The following is a 17,838-nucleotide window of genomic DNA, read 5'->3' as shown; positions in this document are numbered from 1 at the left end:
ATTCTACTTTGGTATTAAAACTTTCACTGGAGGTGAAGACATTGTTGTTGTAAATAAACGATTTTTAAATATCATTGACTCAATTTGTGGAACTTTGAGGTTACGAACGGCAATAATTGCACAAGGGGCGAAGTTATTGTGAGGATATTTTTCGGCTTTAGACAAAGATATATTTTGAGCATTGACGTTTTCGATGTGTATTTGTGGTTGACTTTTCTTAAGTAATACCCAAAAAGGATATTCCCAATATTCATTCCCAACTGAAGTTCCTTCTCCCAAAGACAAGCCAATATTTTTGCATTCAGTAGTCAAGATGGTTTGAGCAGCTTGGACGTAAGGTTTTTGTAGTTGAGGGCGATTGATAAAATATTGTTCGATGCGACTGAGATTAAAAATATTGGCTTCAGCAGCAATAGGGCGAAATTTATTTTGTAATACCCAAGGTAAAGAAGTAACAATTAATAATATGGCGATTGTATTTGCCAGTTTTTGTAAGGGAATATGGCTTAAAATAATTCCCACTACAGGAGCAAAAAATATAAATATCGCTAAATGATGACGACTTTGATATGCTTGAATTTTCAACATGAGACAGAGCATAAAAAAACAAGCAATAGTTACTAATTGATAAGTTAGTAAATGGCGATCTCTCCTCAGTTTTTTTCTCAGCAAAAAGTAAAAAATTACCGAGAAAATTATAAATAAGTGCAAGGGATTTCCAGCTACATTTTCATCAAAAGAAATTCCTGGTATTCCACTATAAGATTGCGCTGTAGTACGAGGATCGAACATATCTACCCCGATGAGATCGTGGAACAATAAAATGAGTTTATTGGCAATTCCTGTAATGGGAGTAATAAATTGTTCTAATCTTAAAGTACGGATAATATCCAAATGTAATCCCATATTGCGGATGACATTAGATAGAAAAGTCGGGAAACTAATTACTTCAATTTTATATGCAACTGCAAAGTTTTTTGGCGTTCCTAAAAAAGAATTAAATAACTCGAAATTACGCCAATAATGACCTACATTCAAGATAATCGCAATGGCTGTAGTAAAACCAATTGTTTGCCAGGCGTGCCATCGCCAACGATAACGCCAAAGCTGTATCAAACTAAACCACACCATGAAAGGAAAACCATATAAATATGCTGATGATTTAGTTAAAATACCCAGACCCAGACTAGCACCAATAAACCAAAAAATATAGCGTTTTTCTTGAGTTTTAAAAGATAGCAATACATAATAAGCCAAACAAACTAGCCAAAATGTAACTACATAATCATTTTGGGTACTAGAAGCTTGCAAAATTCCCATAGGAATAGTAGCAGCAAATACAACAGTAAAAACCTGCCCTCTTTGGTCAGCATTTAACTCTTTTGCTATTAAAGAAACTCCAATCGCACTGCCAATCGCACTAAACCACTGAATTAAATTAGCAAAGCGATCGCTTTTACTTAAAATCTGCAAGTGAGTAATACTAAATTCAGCAAAAGGTGGATGAAATAGTTGAGGTAAATTATAGGTGGGATAATGAGCCACACTTCCATTTTGTATCCAATGCATTACTCGACTCATGTGATAAGTCATTGAATCCCAAGTGTTAGGAGGGGCGACTACAGCAATTACCCCAATAAGAGCAATGACAATAATTATTCCTAATAATAGTGAGGCTAAAAACCAAGAAAGCTGCTGCGGTAACAAATAAATTGCTTTAGTCAAGTCAGCTATTGTTTCTCGATGATATTTTTGGCGCACAATAGTGACTAATAAGCCAAGATTAAATAAGCTCCAAGCTAATAATATCGCCACAAAGTTAAACAAAGAAACTAAACTTAGTATTTCAGTAGTTGTAACTATAAAAACACCAACAACAACAAAAGCAGACACGATTGCTTTTCGCCAACACCGCTCTCTCTGCCCAAAAATTATACTTAACAATATTAGGGATAATAAAGGTAGAGTAGATAACATATTTGATTATTTATTGATTAACTAGTAGCTATTGGCTTTTTGAGTTTAAATTTCCACGATTGGTCTAGGTTCGGGCAGTCAGAGATAATCTGTGACTTAGCTATAGTCTTCCCAAAATCGTCAGCAAAATCGAATATATTAATTTAAAATTAAAATACAGAGCAAACCCATCTGATTTTTGAAAGGCAGACGGGACTAGAATTTTTGAGAGCGATCTCAACTTTTAATGAATTGATAAAATTCTTACTGGATAAGAGTTTTCGACAACTTACTTTAATTGACTTTACAGAGTTAACCAAAAAATCAATTTAATATATCCATAGATTCTTATAAGAACCCTATTAATACATTAATTAATGGCTAATAAAACATCAAAAATAACCAAAAAAATTGAGTATATTTTTGAAGCATTAATCTGGAATTTTCGTTTTTTTATTATAGCTCCAGTTATCTTTAGCTTACTGAGTGCTTTACGCTTTATTATTATTGGAACTGTAGATATTTGGGCAGGATTAACTTATCCTTTTGATGTTCAAGACCCTGAAGGAGAAGCCACTATCAAGATAGTAGGTTACATTATTGGTGGTATAGATTATTATTTAATAGGTATTGTTTTATTGATTTTTGCCTTTGGTATTTATGAATTATTTATTTCAGAAATTGATATTAGACATGAAGATGATTCTAATATTTTACAGAGCGAATCCCTCGAAGAGCTAAAAAGTAAATTAGTTAATGTAATTGTTGTAGCTTTAATTGTTAGCCTTTTTAAGCGGATGCTTAATTTAGAAATTCAACAAGTAAGCGATGTAGTTTATATATCTTCGGCAATCTTGTTAATTTCCATTAGTCAGTATCTTTTAAACTTAAGTCATCTTCATCCTTCTAAGGATAGTCATCTTTTAGAAAATGATAATCAGCAATCTCCTAATCAAGACGATAAATAATTAGGGTTTGCTGAAAAAGTTAAACCGTAACTCTGTTAGCGATCGCTTTCCCGATGGCGATAGAAGAAGTAGCAGCAGGAGAAGGTGCGTTACAGACGTGCATTGCTTGGGGGCGATCGATAATCAAAAAATCATCTACTAGCTTGCCATTATTGCCTAATGCTTGCGCCCTAACTCCTGCATGGGTAGGGACTACATCTTTAGCACTTACTTCAGGAATTAGACGTTGTAAACTAGCTACAAATAAGGATTTACTCCAAGATCGAGCCATTTCTTGTATGCCATCCACACCATGTTTTACACTGAGTTTCCAAAAACCAGGATAGGTCATGGTGTCGAGGAAGTCTTTGAGGTTAAAATCAGTTTTATAGTAGCCCTCTCGCTTAAAACTTAGCACTGCATTGGGTCCTGCGTGAACGCTACCATCTATCATTTTAGTAAAGTGTACCCCTAAGAAGGGGAAATTGGGATTGGGAACGGGATAGATTAAGGTGTTGCTGGCTAAATAGCGTTTTTCTGGCGTTAATTCGTAATATTCTCCTCTAAAAGGCACTATTTTTGCTGGTGGTTTTACTCCTACCAATTGGGCTACGCGATCGCTGAAAAGCCCCGCACAGTTGATTAAAAAGCGCGTTTGATATTCTTCTTTATTGGTTATTAAAACGTAGCCTTCTGAGGTTTCTTTAATATCGGTTACTCGACAATTATTAAATAAGTCTGCGCCTTGTTTAATTGCAAGTTCAGCGTATTTTTCAGCTACTTGTTTATAGTCTACAATGCCTGTTGATTTTACTAAAATTGCAGCTAAAGAATTAACGTGAGGTTCAACTTCTTTGGCTTCTTCTTTACTTAACATGGAGATGTCAATATTATTCGCCACACCTCTTTTGTAGATATTTTCTAAGCGGGGTAATTCTTCTTGTTCTGTAGCGACAATTACTTTACCGCAGATTTCGTAATTTATATTGTGTTGTTGACAAAATTCAACTAAGGCGTTGTTTCCTTCACGACAAAATTTTGCTTTATAGCTACCAGGTTTATAGTAAATTCCTGAATGGATAACACCACTATTATTTCCTGTTTGATGAGCAGCCCACGATGCTTCTTTTTCTAATAATAATATTTTTTTGTCGGGATATTTTTGACCTAAAGCCATTGCTGTTGATAAGCCAACAATTCCTCCACCAATGATAGTAAAATCGTACATTTTTCTTGGTTAGTGGTTAGTGGTTAGTGGTTTTAATAAAATAAATTTATTTTTGCTTACAGATAAACACATCATTTACGAAAATGTATATAAGCAATGCCTACTCTGATTTTTATATATTAACAATAAACAATTAATAACTAATAATTTTTTTCTAATATTTGTAGCGATTGTCTTGATTGTCAACACTCGCACGTTCGGTAAGTCCGTCAAATGATAAATATTCATTTTTGGTTAAACTGGCAATCGCTAAAAATCAGCCTTCTATCGATTCTGGCAAGTTTTTCAATGCTAAATCTTGCTCAACAGCTTGCTATAGATAGCAATTTTCTCAATTATTCTGTTACCAAATGGGAGCAAAAAGAGTAAAAATCACAAACCCGCACCCCACACATATTACAAAGACACCTGGAAACCACCAATAATTATGCACGAGTTCAGCATTTTCAGGATTGTAAGGAGAGTAACAAACTTTTACCTTTTGTTCTAACTTATGGGGTTGATTTCGACCAAAATCGAGACATTCGATGCGAACTAACCTCTCTGGCGAATTAGTAAAAAACTCTACTACTCTGTAATAAGAAGGTTCGTCATGATGGTAAGGATTTTTATACACATTATCAACTACGATTCCAGTGGTTATTGAGGTAAGCTTTTTGCGCTGTCGTCTTTTTTGCTCTAAGGTCGATATCCCATGAAATATTGCTAGCAATCCTAACAGTAAAAATACAATCTGCATTACGGTTTAAGCATTCTGTTGAAATCAGTTATTGAAAAAGTTTATCTATCAATTCCACAACTCCTTCTCCTCTATTTTTGGTCATTACCCAGTCACTACAATCTTTGAGAACTGGTAAAGCATTCTTCACTGATACGGATAAACCGCACAAGTTTAACAGAGGAAGATCGTTTTCTCCATCTCCCACTGCTACCACTTCATCGGGTGATAGGTTCATTCGCTCTAGAGCTATTCTCAATCCAGAGTCTTTATCAACCCCTTCTGGTAAAAGCATCACTGCTCCTTTGTTATAGCTAATGAGCCAAGCCAAGCCTAATTCTTTGATAACTTCTAATACAGTTGTATCGTGAGGAATTCGAGTAGAGATAATTCCCTGTCCGACTGAGAGGGGTTCAACCTGTCGCTGTTGCAAAGCTTTAATCAGAGACTCAGAAGGAGATTCACCCAGCAAAGTTGTTTCTCCCGTGGATGGGAAAGAAAGTAACGCTCCATTTTCTGCCACAATACAGTCAAAAGATTTAGCTTGTGGAAAGACAGTGTAGAGATTATCGAGTCGTCTTCCAGTGACTAAAATCAGCTTACGTCCTGTTTTCTGCCAGCGTTTTAGGGCTGTTATAGTAGTTTCATCAACTTGTCCTTCTGTTGCTATAGTGCCATCATAATCTGTTGCAAGTGCTTGGTATAACATAACAATAATTTTATCAATAACCCTCCTTGGAAAATATTAGAGGCGATTGGGTTAATTAAAATTAAGAAGTTATTTAGATGAGATTAAACCTGCTTCGCGCTTAGCTATTAGCTCAATGTTTTAGTGGATTTTGAGGGCGTAAGTTGGAAGTTTCGCAAAACCGAGATCCACATTAGCTAAAATCCGTTATTAAAGTTTAATGGCGATCGCGATTATTGGCAACTCTAAGTTCAAAAACACCAATAGCAGTCTCAGTAGAAAAATCGATAAAACTAGTTCAAGATAAAAATTAGACTCTTACAAGCTATTCCTGGCATCCCTAATTATCCACTTGACCAGTAGCGAATAAACGACCTATAACTTCCTCTATAGGTGGGTCATTAACACTTAGATCGCTAACGGGTAATTGAGCGAGAATACGAGAGATGGTAGTGGTTAAATTCTCTCTAGAAACAAAAAACTTAACTTGTTGTCCTTCTATTGCTTCTATATCTCCATAGTTAACTAATTCGCTTTTAGGCACTGCTTGAGATAATTCCACTGTTACTTGTCTACAGGGTGCAAAACGCTCCAACAAACCATCAAGACTACCATCATAAATTAAACTCCCTTGATGAATTAGTAGCACGCGATCGCACAATGCGGTAATATCAGCCATATAGTGGCTGGTTAGTAGGATAGTAGCATCGTAGCGTTGATTATACTGCTCTAAAAATTTCCTGACTGCTACTTGAGCATTGACATCCAAACCCAAAGTAGGCTCATCCAAAAACAGTACCTGGGGATGATGCAATAATGCAGCTAACAATTCTGCTTTCATCCTTTCCCCTAAAGAGAGTTTCCTTACTGGTTGAGTTAGCTTACTTTGTAGTGATAACATCTCGCTTAACTCATGAAGGCGTTGCTGAAAGATTTTTTCAGGGATATTGTAAATAGCTGCATTAATTCTTAACGAGTCTAAAGCAGGTAAATCCCAAAGTAGTTGCTGTTTTTGCCCCATTACTAGACTAATTTTTTGCAAAAACTTATGCTGACGTTTAAAAGGAGTGTAATCTGCTACTTTTACTCGACCATTAGAAGGATAAATTAACCCTGTTAACATTTTCAGGGTGGTGGTTTTTCCTGCACCATTCGCTCCCAAAAAACCCACCATTTCTCCTGGTTGAATGTGAAAGGAAACATCACTTACAGCTTTAATTTCCCGATAGGTACGGCGAAAGAAATGGTTTAATGTTCCTTTTAAACCTGGTTGCTTGATGGCTACAGGATAAATTTTACTGAGATTTTCGACAGCAATAATAGACACTAGGAATTATTGGTAAACAGTCTTGGACATACTATGATAATCATACCTTAGCCAGCTATAGCGATCGCAATTTATTTTGTCTATCCTCAGAATGACGGGAGGAAATGAGGGAATATCCCAGTCGCCGTAAAGCATTTACACCCTCCATATTGGGTGTTTATCCCCATCGCATTTGGGGGTTTATGCCCATCGTTTTGGGTGCAAGGGAATGCTTCTTGATGCTCTTCTGTAAGACAACGCATATTCCATTTATCATTATTATCCTGCCCTGATACGATCCCGCTTGACGGGACGGCGAATGGGGACTCCCATGTTGACTGTTTTTCAAGCCTGTGCTTTTAAACTTTAGAAATTGAATGATTTGTTCCTGTTACTTAGTATAATTTATCACCATTGTTTGATGATGTGGAATGTTAAATAATCTGGAATTTTTCAAAACTTAATGGTAAAAAGTTAGTAAAGTCAGTAAAGTTAGTAGTAGTGCTAATAATTTTAAAGATTATTTAAAATAAATACCAATGGAAATATCAACCGAAAACAAGGATCAATTAGCCAGTAATCTTCAAAATTTACCAGCCGAACAAATAAAAAAAGCAGTTATTAAGTTGCTGAGTAGAGAAAATACCGAACTTATTGACTGGGAATATGAACTATCTTTAGAAATTGCTGCTTTTCAAGAATGGATTAAGGATCAAAGAGGTACAAAAAAACTGTTTTTTGAGGAAGAACTCATGAGCAGAGAAAGCATTTACAAGCAATTTTTCTAGATGAGGTGTTGTGTAGAGAATTAGTCGCCAAACTTAGAATCACAATTAGAAGCGATAAATCAACTCTACATTTAACTTTATATAGACTTACTGCATGATCTCGATCGACCTTGCTTGGGCTTATGGTAAAGGGTAAAGGTTAAGAGAAAATTAAGACGAAATTTTAGTGACTAATTTAATTTAGCCAGAGATTTGGTATATTAGTTTACAGACACATAGGGTTTTTCATACTCAAATTAAAATATCAATTGGTAAACGTGAGTTCGATAGAGAACAAAATTGGTTGATTTTGAGTTAGGACACTAAAGAAGTCTTGAGCAGCCCATATATTTTTTTATTATCAATTAGCGATACAATTCAGAATAATATTTAATAAAATGTTATCAAACTGAAGTTGATAAACAGCAATAATTTTTCAAAGTTCAATCTCAATTAAGTTTTCCTTAGAGGTAGCTATTTTGAGGGTTTGACGAGCTACCCTGCGTGCGAGCCTTGGCAATTTAATCTTATTTAATTTTAATATTCTCTACAAATTATCTTTTCTAAGATAAAAAATACTTAAGAGTTAAAAAGCCATGAAATGTATCTGCTCGATTTGTGGCTGTGAGTAAAAACCCCAAGAATGTGAACCAGATAACGGTATGGAGTTAGGAAAAGCTTTTGGTGATTTACTAGAAGATTGAATTTATTCTCTTTGTGGAGCGGATTGAGCAATATTTTTTTTCAACCAACAAAGTAGCATCATTATTGGGAAATTATTTTAAATGCGATCGCATTTTCTCTCCAAAAAGCAGATTACCTTCAAAAATACCATAGATAAAGAAGATAAGAGCGAGAAACCTGAAGAAATATCAAGGAAATTCTAGATTTGCAGAAAACAGGTATTGAAGTACCCATATCAAATATGGAGAGATAGTGCTTTCAAAACTGTTACCTCTATAAAAGCAAAATTCAGTTGAAACTTAATCATGACTAATAACTTACCAATAAGACCAATACAAACAACAGGTCGTTATCTAGTTCTGTTACCCGAAAGTGATGTTCGTTCGGGAATGTCAGCATTGACAGACTTCACTGGCGTTAGAGATACCGATATGTCTGTGTATAGTAATTTAGGTGTTGTCGTAGTTTCTTTAGACCCAGACCGTTTACAGTCTCTTAATACTGCTGTAGCTGGAGATGCACCGATAATAGCTGCTGAACCAGAACAGATTATGTATGCAATTGGGAGTTCAGTTAGTGGCGAGATTGTTAATTATCTCCAAGGTTATAAAGATGGTGTAACTAATTTAGCAGACAACTTAGGCAATGGTAATGTCGCATTAGGAGAAAAAGTTACCCCTTCTATCTTTACTGATGGTGTAGCCACCTGGGGACTACAAGCCACAAACGTTGTCGATAGTAATTATAGTGGTACGGGTATTAAGGTCGCGGTACTCGACACAGGTTTAGACTTGAACCATCCTGACTTTGCTGGTCGCTCTATTACTAGCCAATCTTTTATCACAGGAGAAGAAGTTCAAGACTTACAAGGTCACGGTACTCACTGTATTGGAACTGCTTGTGGAGCATTAAATCCACCAGATCCGTCTTCGCCTATGCGCTATGGCATTGCTCATAACGCAGAAATTTTTGTAGGTAAGGTTTTGAGTAATCAAGGTTCTGGTGCGGATGAAGGTATTTTAGCTGGCATTGATTGGGCTGTTACCAATGGTTGTCAAATTATTTCGATGTCTTTAGGTGCGTCTGCTTCTCCAGGTACTCCTTTTTCTCAAATCTATGAAGATATTGCCCAACGCGCTCTCAGTCAGGGTACTTTAATTATTGCTGCTGCTGGAAACGAAAGTAATAGACCTGGTGTTGTCAATCCTGTAGGTCGTCCTGCTAATTGTCCTTCAATTATGGCTGTAGCTGCTCTAGATAATCAGTTAGGTGTTTCTTGGTACTCCAATGGTTCAATTAATCCTGATGGTGGAGCAATTGATATTGCAGCACCAGGAGGTAATGCAGGACAAGCTCCCCTTCCTGAAATTTATTCAACTTGGACAACAGATTTAAATGCAGTTCAACCACCAGGAGCATTAAGATATAACTCCATTAGTGGTACAAGTATGGCAACTCCTCATGTAGCAGGAATTGCTGCTTTGTATGCCGAAGCAACTGGCAAAAGAGGACTGGAACTTTGGGCTTTATTGATGCGAGATGCTCAAAGATTACCTTTATCTTCAATTGATGTAGGAATTGGTTTAGTGCAAGCTCCTATTTAAATCTTGTTAAAATGATGAGTAGATAGAGCGAAAAAAGTTAAACATAAGTTAATTGTTTATTAGAGTGAATACAAGTTGAATGCTAATTACTGGAAGCTATTAAGCATCATAATAATAGCGGTATTATGTTTAGCTATTCCTATCTGCTTATCAAAAAACGTATCGAGCCAAAACTTACTTTTAATTCAAAGTACTGAGATGTCTGAAGTTAAAATATCGGTTTCCGTTGACGACGCTCATTTAACTCAAATGCAGCAAATTTCCCAACAGTTGCAATCATCTGGAATGAATATAGAACAAACTTTATCTAGTATTGGGGTTATTTGTGGTTCAATTCAGCCCGATCGGCTAAATAGTCTTTATCAAGTTGAAGGAGTAAAAAACATTGAATCTCAACAAGGTTATCAGCTAGCTCCTCCCGATTCCAATGTTCAATAATTTTAGACTTTGCTGATTTGAGATATTAAATAAAATAAATAATGATACTGTTTACTGTCTTTTTGATTCCAGCAAGCCAAAATTTTTAATTACGATCGCAAATCTGCGAGGACGAGTAATCATCTCTTCTTGTTCTAATTGGTTAAGTAATCTGGTAACAGTTACTCGTGTTGCACCTATAATCTCCGCTAATTCTTGATGAGTCAGGCGAATATTAATCAAAGTACCTTGTAATACTTGAGAACCAAATTTACTGGCGAACCAAATTAGCAATGAAGACAATCTTGAGTACATTTTTTCTGTTCTAATAATACGCAGTAATTCATCAGTTTGTTGAATACAATGACTAATTTCTTTAAATAAAAATCTACCTTGCTCTAAAGAAACAGAAATAGCTTCTACTGTATTTAAACATTGGGCTTCATAGGTATTAACCTTGGATAAAGATGAGCCAATAACATCTCCTTCTCCCCAGTATCCTAAAATATTAGTCTTACCTGCTTCGCTACCACTTAAAGTCTTGACAGCACCTTTTTTAAGCAACCAGAGCTTCTCAGCAGTTTGAGGAATAAACTGCCCTTTACTAAAAGTGATTATTAGCGACCTAGAATAAACGTCTTTATGCTCTTTTCTGTAGGGAAAAATCAAGTTTTTGTCTCTTGTGCTTGCGAACATAGTTTCATTTCCAGAACGATTTTTTATTCTGTTAAGTAGTTGAGGATAATTCTTTGAATAATTATTTATTAAATTTAAAATAAGCTGTATATTTTATGATAGTTAATAACTTTGTTTAAAAAATAAAATAATAAACTAAACTGGTGCGTAGGTTAAATTAGCACCAGTAAAGGCTAAGTAATACAGAACATTGAGAAGGATAATATCAGTTACTTCTAGTTACTGGATAAATCACTTATCGTCTTCTATTTTTAGAGTCAAATTTTGTATCCAACAGCAACAAAAAGTTGGATTTCTAGCTAATCCAAGAAACATAACTCAAGGAAACTCGATATCCTAATCAATAAGAATAATATATCATTTCTTTTTGTCAAATGCCAAAGATTTGCAATTAATTTAATATATAGTTATTTAATACTACTAATTGATAATTTATGTACTACTTAAAAAATCATGATAATTAACCTTTGCAAAGCATTGTAATCTTTATATATATCTATATTAGTACAAAAATATACAGTGTTTTTTAGATTTGGACTCTAAAAATATTGAAAATATTTTGCTAATTAATCTCAATAAGTTATAATTTGTCTAGTCTGTCATAGTGCGTCAGATATGCTACGGCGAGACAAAATTAGATTAGGACAAGAAAGTTATTGACGAGCGACGACAGCAACACATCTGCTTTACACGCTCCTTTTCAATTAACTTTATATTTCAGACCTGAACTTTAGCTAAAAAAAAGAGAAAAGAAGTCGTCGAAAGCTTTTTTCCCACAGTTTCTTTTCTCCTTTCTCCACAGGCTAAATACACTTTTAAAAACTATCGCATGGTGACAAATTCTTCAGCCGAACTAGGATGAACTGCGACTGTGGCATCAAAATCAGCTTTAGTTGCTCCCATTTTAACAGCGATCGCTATACCTTGGATAATTTCGGCTGCACTATCTCCAACCATGTGCGCCCCCACTACTTTATTAGTGTTACCATCAACAACTAATTTCATCAGGGTTTTAACTTGCATATCAGGCAAAGTGTAATACATGGGGCGGAATTTACTGCGATAAATTTTGACTGCATTCCCATATTTTTCTCTGGCTTCGGCTTCTGTTAAACCGACGGTTGCAGCTTCAGGAGTAGTAAAGACAGCAGTGGGAATATTATCGTAAGCCATTTGCTTTGATTGTCCGCCAAAATGGGTATCAGCAAAAGCTCTACCTTCTTTAATGGCTACAGGAGTGAGTTCAACTTTAGCAGTACAATCTCCTACCGCATAAATATGCTCTTCCGTAGTTTGGTTATATTTATCAATCGCAACAGCACCATTAACCACTTCTACGTTAGTATTTTCTAAGCCTAAATTCTCGATGCGGGGACTTCTTCCTGTTGCAGCCAGACTAACGGCATCAGCAACGAGAATTTCTTCTTCCTCTTCTCGACCTGCAATTTTGAGTTGTAAACCCGTATTAGTCTTTTCGATAGCAATGTTTGGTTTGTTAGTCAGAATGCGAATACCGTTACCTTGCATCGCTTCTTGGATCTCCATCCGAATATCTTCTTCAAATCCTCGCAAAACTTTATCGCTACGAATAACTAAGGTGACTTCTGAACCTAATCCATTGAGAATACAAGCAAATTCTACACCAATGTAACCACCACCAATAATTACAATCTGTTTCGGTTGTTCTTGCAGATGGAAGATTTCACGAGAAGTAATAGCGTGTTCAATACCAGGGATATCATCAGGTTTGACAGGTTTACCACCTACAGCAATTAAAATTTTTTCCGCCGTTACCTTTTCATCACCAATAGCAATGGTATGGGAGTCAATAAATTTACCGTAACCCTCATAAACTGTCACCTCAGATTTATCTAACATCCTTTGGTAAATACTATTGAGGCGATCTACTTCATTATTAACCGCCGTAATCATGGTTTTCCAGTTAAATTTGCTTTCTCCTACTGTCCAACCGTAACCCGATGCAGCTTGAAAATCTTTGGGAAAATGGGAAGCGTACACCATTAGTTTTTTGGGTACACAACCACGATTAACACAAGTACCGCCTAAGCGATCAAATTCGGCAATACCTACTTTTGCCCCATATTCGGCTGCTCTTCTAGCAGTAGCAATACCACCAGAACCCGCACCAATGACAAATAAATCAAAATCGTAACTCATGTTCGTGTATCTCCGTAAATAAAAATAACTAGACTAATCAATAAACTGCTTTGAAGTAAACTCTAAAATCCTTGAAATCCCTGATTTTTTTTTCATTTGGCGACAGTTAGCATGGTGTGGATAAATTACGTATAATTGTCAATCTATTCCCAAACTATGAAACATCCATCTTTTCAGGATATTAAAAATCTTATTTTTGCTTCAGTGGGCTTACCTGTTATTGTAAACGCAACTATTTTAAGTTCACTAATTACTCAAGCTGCTCAAGCTGCTCAAATCACTTTTAGCTTTTCTTCTGATAGTGAACTTACCAATGATGGCATTAATCCCAGTGGAATTATGAACGATTGGGATCATGGCAGTGGTATACAAGATGGCTGGCAAGCTGGAAGTACTACAGGGACGGCTACCGATAGTACCACAGGGTTACAGATTACTTTTACTGGCGCGCCACAAAGTTCAAGTAGTGCAACATAATCTTGTAGGTAGTGCTGAAACCAATACTCAAAACTTTAATTTTGATGATCGCGGTCCTATCACTACCAAAAGATTGAAAATTGAGGATACTAACCTCAGTGATGATGGGAATATTGACACTTTAGCTGTCATCGATGGCAAACGGGTGCTGAGTGGTGGAACGCTAGCTAATTATCAAGTATTAACTTTTAGTTTCTCTACTCCCATCATAATTGACTCGACTACTAGATTTTTTATTGATGACATCGATGACGACGAAGCAACGGGTGCATCAGAAACATACATAGATTCTGTAACTATCGAAGCCTTCAGTTCTTCTACTGTAGGAACTCCTGGCACAGGAATCGATCCTAATTTTTCTTTTGAAACTAGTACTAATTTGGCAAGAGATACAATTGAGTTTGATGATGGTACTGGTAACGGTCAAACTATTAACTATGTTTACGATCAAATAGACACTAATCGGAATAATGCAAACATAGCAGAAAACAGAGCCTATTATGATTTTGGTGCGACAGAAGAAGTACAATCGATAGCTTTATATTTTTTCAATGGACTTCCTACCAGCAGTGCTACCAATGATACAAGTGGACACGCAGTTGTCTTTGGTGGCTCTTTTGATGTTCAACCAGCAACAACATCTGTACCTTTTGAGTTTTCCCCTGGCTTGGGCTTGTTACTATCTGGTGGAGGATTACTAGGGATTAAGCATTTAAAAAGCAGAAAACTACCAAAATAAATATAGTTCTCGAGTTTTCCTATTTTCTGAGGGACAATTTGTAAATCATCCCTCATTTGTCTTATTTTCCGCCGTAATAAAAAGCAATTTCCTTATCTTTCAATGGTGGAAACTCTGCATCGATTAACATTTGGTTGAGTTCATCTTGAGCAATGTGTTTAGCACCGATCCGCACTATACGAGAACGCATTGTATTGGTGACACCGCTTCTTTGTCTACCTGCTTCAAAACCCATTACCTTGTTATATAAATCCAGTTTATTAGTGGGAATGGGTGAACCATCTAAATCCAGTCCTTTAGCGATCGCTTTATCTACTGAATCTGCGCCTTTAGTATCTGTCATGTTCGTTATTGATGTAAGGGTGAGCGACCAAAGGAAGTACTTTAGTGCAATGCCCACCTTACAATTAAATCTTTATTTAACCAAATGAGCTTCTAAGAACCAGAGACGTTTATCAATAGTACGGGAAATTTCAGTATATAAATCTGCTGTATCGGCATCTCCTAACTCATCAGTACTATCAATCGCTTCTCTGAGGTGTTTACCATAAGCAGCATAGCGATCGGCTAAAGCTGTAACGTGTTCCATACCCCCTACTGCATCTAAATCGTATTCAGGTAAGATAGACTCTGCTGCTGCAAGGCGGGCTGTGCCTAAAGCTGTACCACCTAAAGCAGTCACTCTTTCGGCAACCATATCCACATATTCTTCTAATTCACCAGCCATTTCATCAAACAACTGATGTAGCTGATAGAAATCAGTACCCTTAACGTTCCAATGTGCTTGTTTGGTTTGGGTTTTGAGGTCTAAAGTTGCAGCGAGAGATTGATTTAAAAGGTCAATTACTTTTTCTCGTACATTTTGAGCAATATCAATACGAGTAGCATACATTTTTTGTTTAGAAATCGTAGAAACCATAATTTTGTTCCTCTTGATATTTTAGGGTTGTTTCTTTTTTAACTATTTAACGTTTGCTTCATTCATGGCTAATTACTTAACCCGTAATTAATCATTGAACAATTAGCCATAAGCCATATCTAAAAACATCATAGTGACAAATCCTGTCATAATGCCTAATGTTCCTTCTTGAGTTATACTTTCTCGGTCTATCTCAGGAATGATTTCATCTACAATTACAAATAACATTGCCCCTGCTGCTGCTGCCATTGCCCAAGGAAGCACTATTTGACCTACACTAACTATACTTGCTCCTGCAATTCCACCAATGGGTTCAACTAAACCTGTAAGTGAAGAGATACCGAAAGCATAAGCAACAGAGTAATTTAATTCTCTCAAAGCCAAGGCTACTACTAATCCCTCTGGCATATTTTGTAAACCAATACCAAGAGCTAGAGGTAAACCTTCTCCATTGCCAAAACCCACACCAACAGCTAATCCTTCGGGAAAGTTATGCAGAGTAATCGCTAGGACAAATAACCAAATACGCTGAAAGTTTTCTGTTATTTTACCTTCTGGCCCTTGATTAAAGTGTTCATGGGGAAAGTTATTGTGTATTAGCCATAGCAAAGCTGCACCTAATATAATTCCTAGACTGATAATTAAGGCTGCTGATTGGTCAGAATAACCTAAAGCAATCGCTGATTGTTGACCAGGTATGATTAGAGAAAAGGTTGTAGCTGCTAGCATGATTCCGCCACCAATTCCTAAAAGTAATCCTTGCCAATTGCGATCGAGTTTTTGTGCAAACAAAATCGGTAATGCACCAACAGAAGTGCCTAAACCAGCAATCAAACTAGCTACAAATCCTAAGTAAATCGTTCCCATAATTGTTTTTATTCGGTAATTAGGAATTAATGATGGGGAAAATAGACACAATTCTGGATACAGGACTTACGCAGAAACACCATAGTTAGGGTAGGGTGTGCTATACAAAGTATAAAAATATTCGTCGTGCGTAAGTCCCAGAATATCCTAATTACCAGCCACCAGCCCCTAAAGTTATTTCGATCCTTTTAAATAAGCCAACATTGTATCGGCATCAGAAACTTCAAAGGGGTCAGTAGGACAGTTATCACCAAAATCAGGCTCGATAAACATTTTCTCGATTTTCATGTCATCTACCACCATAGAATAACGCCAGGAGCGCATTCCAAAGCCTAAATTATCCTTGTTAACCAACATTCCCATTTTGCGCGTAAATTCACCACTACCGTCGGGAAGTAAAAAGACATTTTTTGCACCTTGCGCCTTACCCCATTGGAACATCACAAAAGCATCATTAACCGAAAGACAAATAACCTCATCCACTCCTTGAGCTTTAATTTCGTTGTATAGTTCTTCGTAACGAGGTAAGTGGGTAGAAGAACAAGTGGGAGTAAATGCACCAGGAAGAGCAAATACAACTATTTTTTTACCTCCAAAAATTTCTTCTGTAGTGAGATCTTGCCAACGAAAGGGATTAGGATCTCCTACGGATTCATCGCGGACTCTGGTTTTAAAAACTACGCTAGGTACTTTATCTTTCATAACTATCTACTACTTGTTGCTCCGTGTAAGTTGTACTCATTTCGAGTTTGCCTAAATAAATCATACTCATAACGACTACGACTTGTCAAGCAAAAAAATAGTACTTTCTTGGATAAGCCTTTTGATTGCTTGTTTAAGGTAGTAAGGCTTGCCGAATAAGTTTCAAACCTTGACCACTTATAGCAAATATGTTGGTTAAAACTCCCAATAAATTCCAGTGTAGAAACGCGAAGAGCCTATTAAACTCAAGGGGCTGTGTTCTGAAATAAATTCAGAACCTTGAAAGCCCCGTTTGGGTTTCCCGAAGAGACAGCCCCTAATATATTTTTGATACAAATTGGACATGAAATCTTTATATAGCGAGAGTTTTGGTTGTTGTATATTACCAGAAGTCTTTCAACATACTTGAGGTAGAGGGTTTGATTCAGAAGTTGAATCGGTAAAACCGCAAACGTACCGCAAAGATATCTTCTTTCTAGTTTGATTGGAATAAATGCGAATCGCTAGCGGTAAAATGCAGGATTCAACTAAGCTCTAGAAGACTTGAAGAAAGAAAACCAATCCTGGTTGTTTGAGTTTTTTCTCAACTGGTGAGGGCATTTTCCAGTAGGAGAGCAGCCGTAAGACGGGTTTCGACTCGCAAGCTGCGCCAGTATCCTAGAATTCTCTAGCGTAGTGTTGCTTCAGCAAGAGGAGTATGAACCTATCCCACTAATAATAGATAAAATAAGAAGGTTGTAACTAAACGACTGAAGATGCCAGGCAAATTTGAGGGATTAAATGACCTAGAGTGGAAGCTATTTCAAGATATTTTTCCTAAAAAGAAAAATTCCGAAAAGCGATCACGCAGTGCCAGGCTCCGCCTGATCGCGAGGAATGCCGACCACACCCTTTAGGTATGTTTGAAATACATTGCTGTACATTTTGATTACTGGATGTCGATGG

The 17,838-nt window shown here is 36.5% G+C and carries 17 protein-coding genes; 6 read left to right on the top strand and 11 right to left on the bottom strand.

The window, feature by feature from the left end:
• Window positions 1–3 precede the first annotated feature (3 nt).
• A complete protein-coding gene (locus H1P_RS05005; protein ID WP_222426936.1) occupies window positions 4–1,893 on the bottom strand; it encodes an ArnT family glycosyltransferase in 1,890 nt (629 codons plus the stop codon).
• A gap of 440 nt (window positions 1,894–2,333) precedes the next feature.
• On the opposite strand from H1P_RS05005, the gene H1P_RS05000 reads away from it, so the two are divergent.
• Window positions 2,334–2,924, top strand: coding sequence for a YqhA family protein (locus tag H1P_RS05000; protein ID WP_144864760.1), 591 nt, complete (start codon window positions 2,334–2,336; stop codon window positions 2,922–2,924).
• Window positions 2,925–2,943: 19 nt separating this feature from the next.
• Here H1P_RS05000 and lhgO read toward each other — a convergent pair whose 3' ends face one another.
• The 4 genes from lhgO to H1P_RS04980 all read right to left on the bottom strand — a co-directional run bounded on the left by lhgO (window position 2,944) and on the right by H1P_RS04980 (window position 6,864).
• The gene (gene lhgO, locus H1P_RS04995) at window positions 2,944–4,131 is read right to left on the bottom strand and encodes an L-2-hydroxyglutarate oxidase (protein ID WP_144864759.1); all 1,188 of its coding nucleotides are present in this window, start codon (window positions 4,129–4,131) and stop codon (window positions 2,944–2,946) included.
• 343 nt (window positions 4,132–4,474) lie between these two features.
• Window positions 4,475–4,870, bottom strand: a complete 396-nt coding sequence (locus tag H1P_RS04990) for a DUF3592 domain-containing protein (protein ID WP_144864756.1) — start codon at window positions 4,868–4,870, stop codon at window positions 4,475–4,477.
• 28 nt (window positions 4,871–4,898) lie between these two features.
• A complete protein-coding gene (locus H1P_RS04985; RefSeq protein ID WP_144864754.1) occupies window positions 4,899–5,558 on the bottom strand; it encodes an HAD family hydrolase in 660 nt (219 codons plus the stop codon).
• Window positions 5,559–5,877: 319 nt separating this feature from the next.
• The gene (locus tag H1P_RS04980) at window positions 5,878–6,864 is read right to left on the bottom strand and encodes an ABC transporter ATP-binding protein (protein WP_144864752.1); all 987 of its coding nucleotides are present in this window, start codon (window positions 6,862–6,864) and stop codon (window positions 5,878–5,880) included.
• Between the two features lie 518 nt (window positions 6,865–7,382).
• On the opposite strand from H1P_RS04980, the gene H1P_RS04975 reads away from it, so the two are divergent.
• The 3 genes from H1P_RS04975 to H1P_RS04965 all read left to right on the top strand — a co-directional run bounded on the left by H1P_RS04975 (window position 7,383) and on the right by H1P_RS04965 (window position 10,336).
• Window positions 7,383–7,631 (top strand): hypothetical protein, encoded by a 249-nt coding sequence (locus tag H1P_RS04975; RefSeq protein ID WP_144864750.1) that lies wholly within the window; start codon window positions 7,383–7,385, stop codon window positions 7,629–7,631.
• Window positions 7,632–8,599: 968 nt separating this feature from the next.
• Window positions 8,600–9,898, top strand: coding sequence for a S8 family peptidase (locus tag H1P_RS04970; protein ID WP_144864748.1), 1,299 nt, complete (start codon window positions 8,600–8,602; stop codon window positions 9,896–9,898).
• Window positions 9,899–10,096: 198 nt separating this feature from the next.
• Window positions 10,097–10,336: a ketohydroxyglutarate aldolase gene (locus tag H1P_RS04965; RefSeq protein WP_144864746.1), complete on the top strand. Its 240-nt coding sequence runs from the start codon at window positions 10,097–10,099 to the stop codon at window positions 10,334–10,336.
• A 51-nt stretch (window positions 10,337–10,387) separates the two neighbouring features.
• Here the strand turns inward: H1P_RS04965 and H1P_RS04960 are convergent, their stop codons facing one another.
• Together H1P_RS04960 and gorA are read right to left on the bottom strand one after the other, a co-directional pair.
• The gene (locus H1P_RS04960) at window positions 10,388–11,011 is read right to left on the bottom strand and encodes a Crp/Fnr family transcriptional regulator (protein WP_144864744.1); all 624 of its coding nucleotides are present in this window, start codon (window positions 11,009–11,011) and stop codon (window positions 10,388–10,390) included.
• Between the two features lie 822 nt (window positions 11,012–11,833).
• Window positions 11,834–13,189 carry a glutathione-disulfide reductase gene (gene gorA / locus H1P_RS04955; protein ID WP_144864742.1) on the bottom strand — a complete coding sequence of 452 codons (1,356 nt, stop codon included), beginning with the start codon at window positions 13,187–13,189 and terminating at the stop codon, window positions 11,834–11,836.
• 156 nt (window positions 13,190–13,345) lie between these two features.
• On the opposite strand from gorA, the gene H1P_RS04950 reads away from it, so the two are divergent.
• On the top strand, window positions 13,346–13,666 hold the full coding sequence (locus H1P_RS04950; protein WP_144864740.1) for a hypothetical protein: 321 nt from the start codon (window positions 13,346–13,348) through the stop codon (window positions 13,664–13,666).
• Window positions 13,656–14,405, top strand: coding sequence for a PFE-CTERM domain-containing protein (locus tag H1P_RS04945; RefSeq protein ID WP_144864737.1), 750 nt, complete (start codon window positions 13,656–13,658; stop codon window positions 14,403–14,405). The genes H1P_RS04950 and H1P_RS04945 overlap by 11 nt, the downstream gene beginning before the upstream one ends.
• 61 nt (window positions 14,406–14,466) lie before the next feature.
• Here the strand turns inward: H1P_RS04945 and H1P_RS04940 are convergent, their stop codons facing one another.
• From H1P_RS04940 to H1P_RS04925, 4 genes are all read right to left on the bottom strand, one after another.
• Window positions 14,467–14,748, bottom strand: a complete 282-nt coding sequence (locus H1P_RS04940) for a small RNA NsiR4-regulated ssr1528 family protein (protein ID WP_186375843.1) — start codon at window positions 14,746–14,748, stop codon at window positions 14,467–14,469.
• A 72-nt stretch (window positions 14,749–14,820) separates the two neighbouring features.
• On the bottom strand, window positions 14,821–15,324 hold the full coding sequence (dps, locus tag H1P_RS04935; RefSeq protein WP_144864736.1) for a DNA starvation/stationary phase protection protein Dps: 504 nt from the start codon (window positions 15,322–15,324) through the stop codon (window positions 14,821–14,823).
• Between the two features lie 102 nt (window positions 15,325–15,426).
• The gene (locus H1P_RS04930; protein WP_144864734.1) at window positions 15,427–16,191 is read right to left on the bottom strand and encodes a ZIP family metal transporter; all 765 of its coding nucleotides are present in this window, start codon (window positions 16,189–16,191) and stop codon (window positions 15,427–15,429) included.
• A gap of 174 nt (window positions 16,192–16,365) precedes the next feature.
• Window positions 16,366–16,893, bottom strand: a complete 528-nt coding sequence (locus tag H1P_RS04925; protein ID WP_144864733.1) for a peroxiredoxin — start codon at window positions 16,891–16,893, stop codon at window positions 16,366–16,368.
• Window positions 16,894–17,838 lie beyond the last annotated feature (945 nt).

Origin of the sequence: Hyella patelloides LEGE 07179 (assembly GCF_900659865.1) — a bacterium.
GTDB classification, from domain to species: Bacteria; Cyanobacteriota; Cyanobacteriia; order Cyanobacteriales; family Xenococcaceae; genus Hyella; species Hyella patelloides.
Note: the sequence above shows the minus strand (reverse complement) of the source record. Positions and strands in the feature narration are given on the sequence as shown.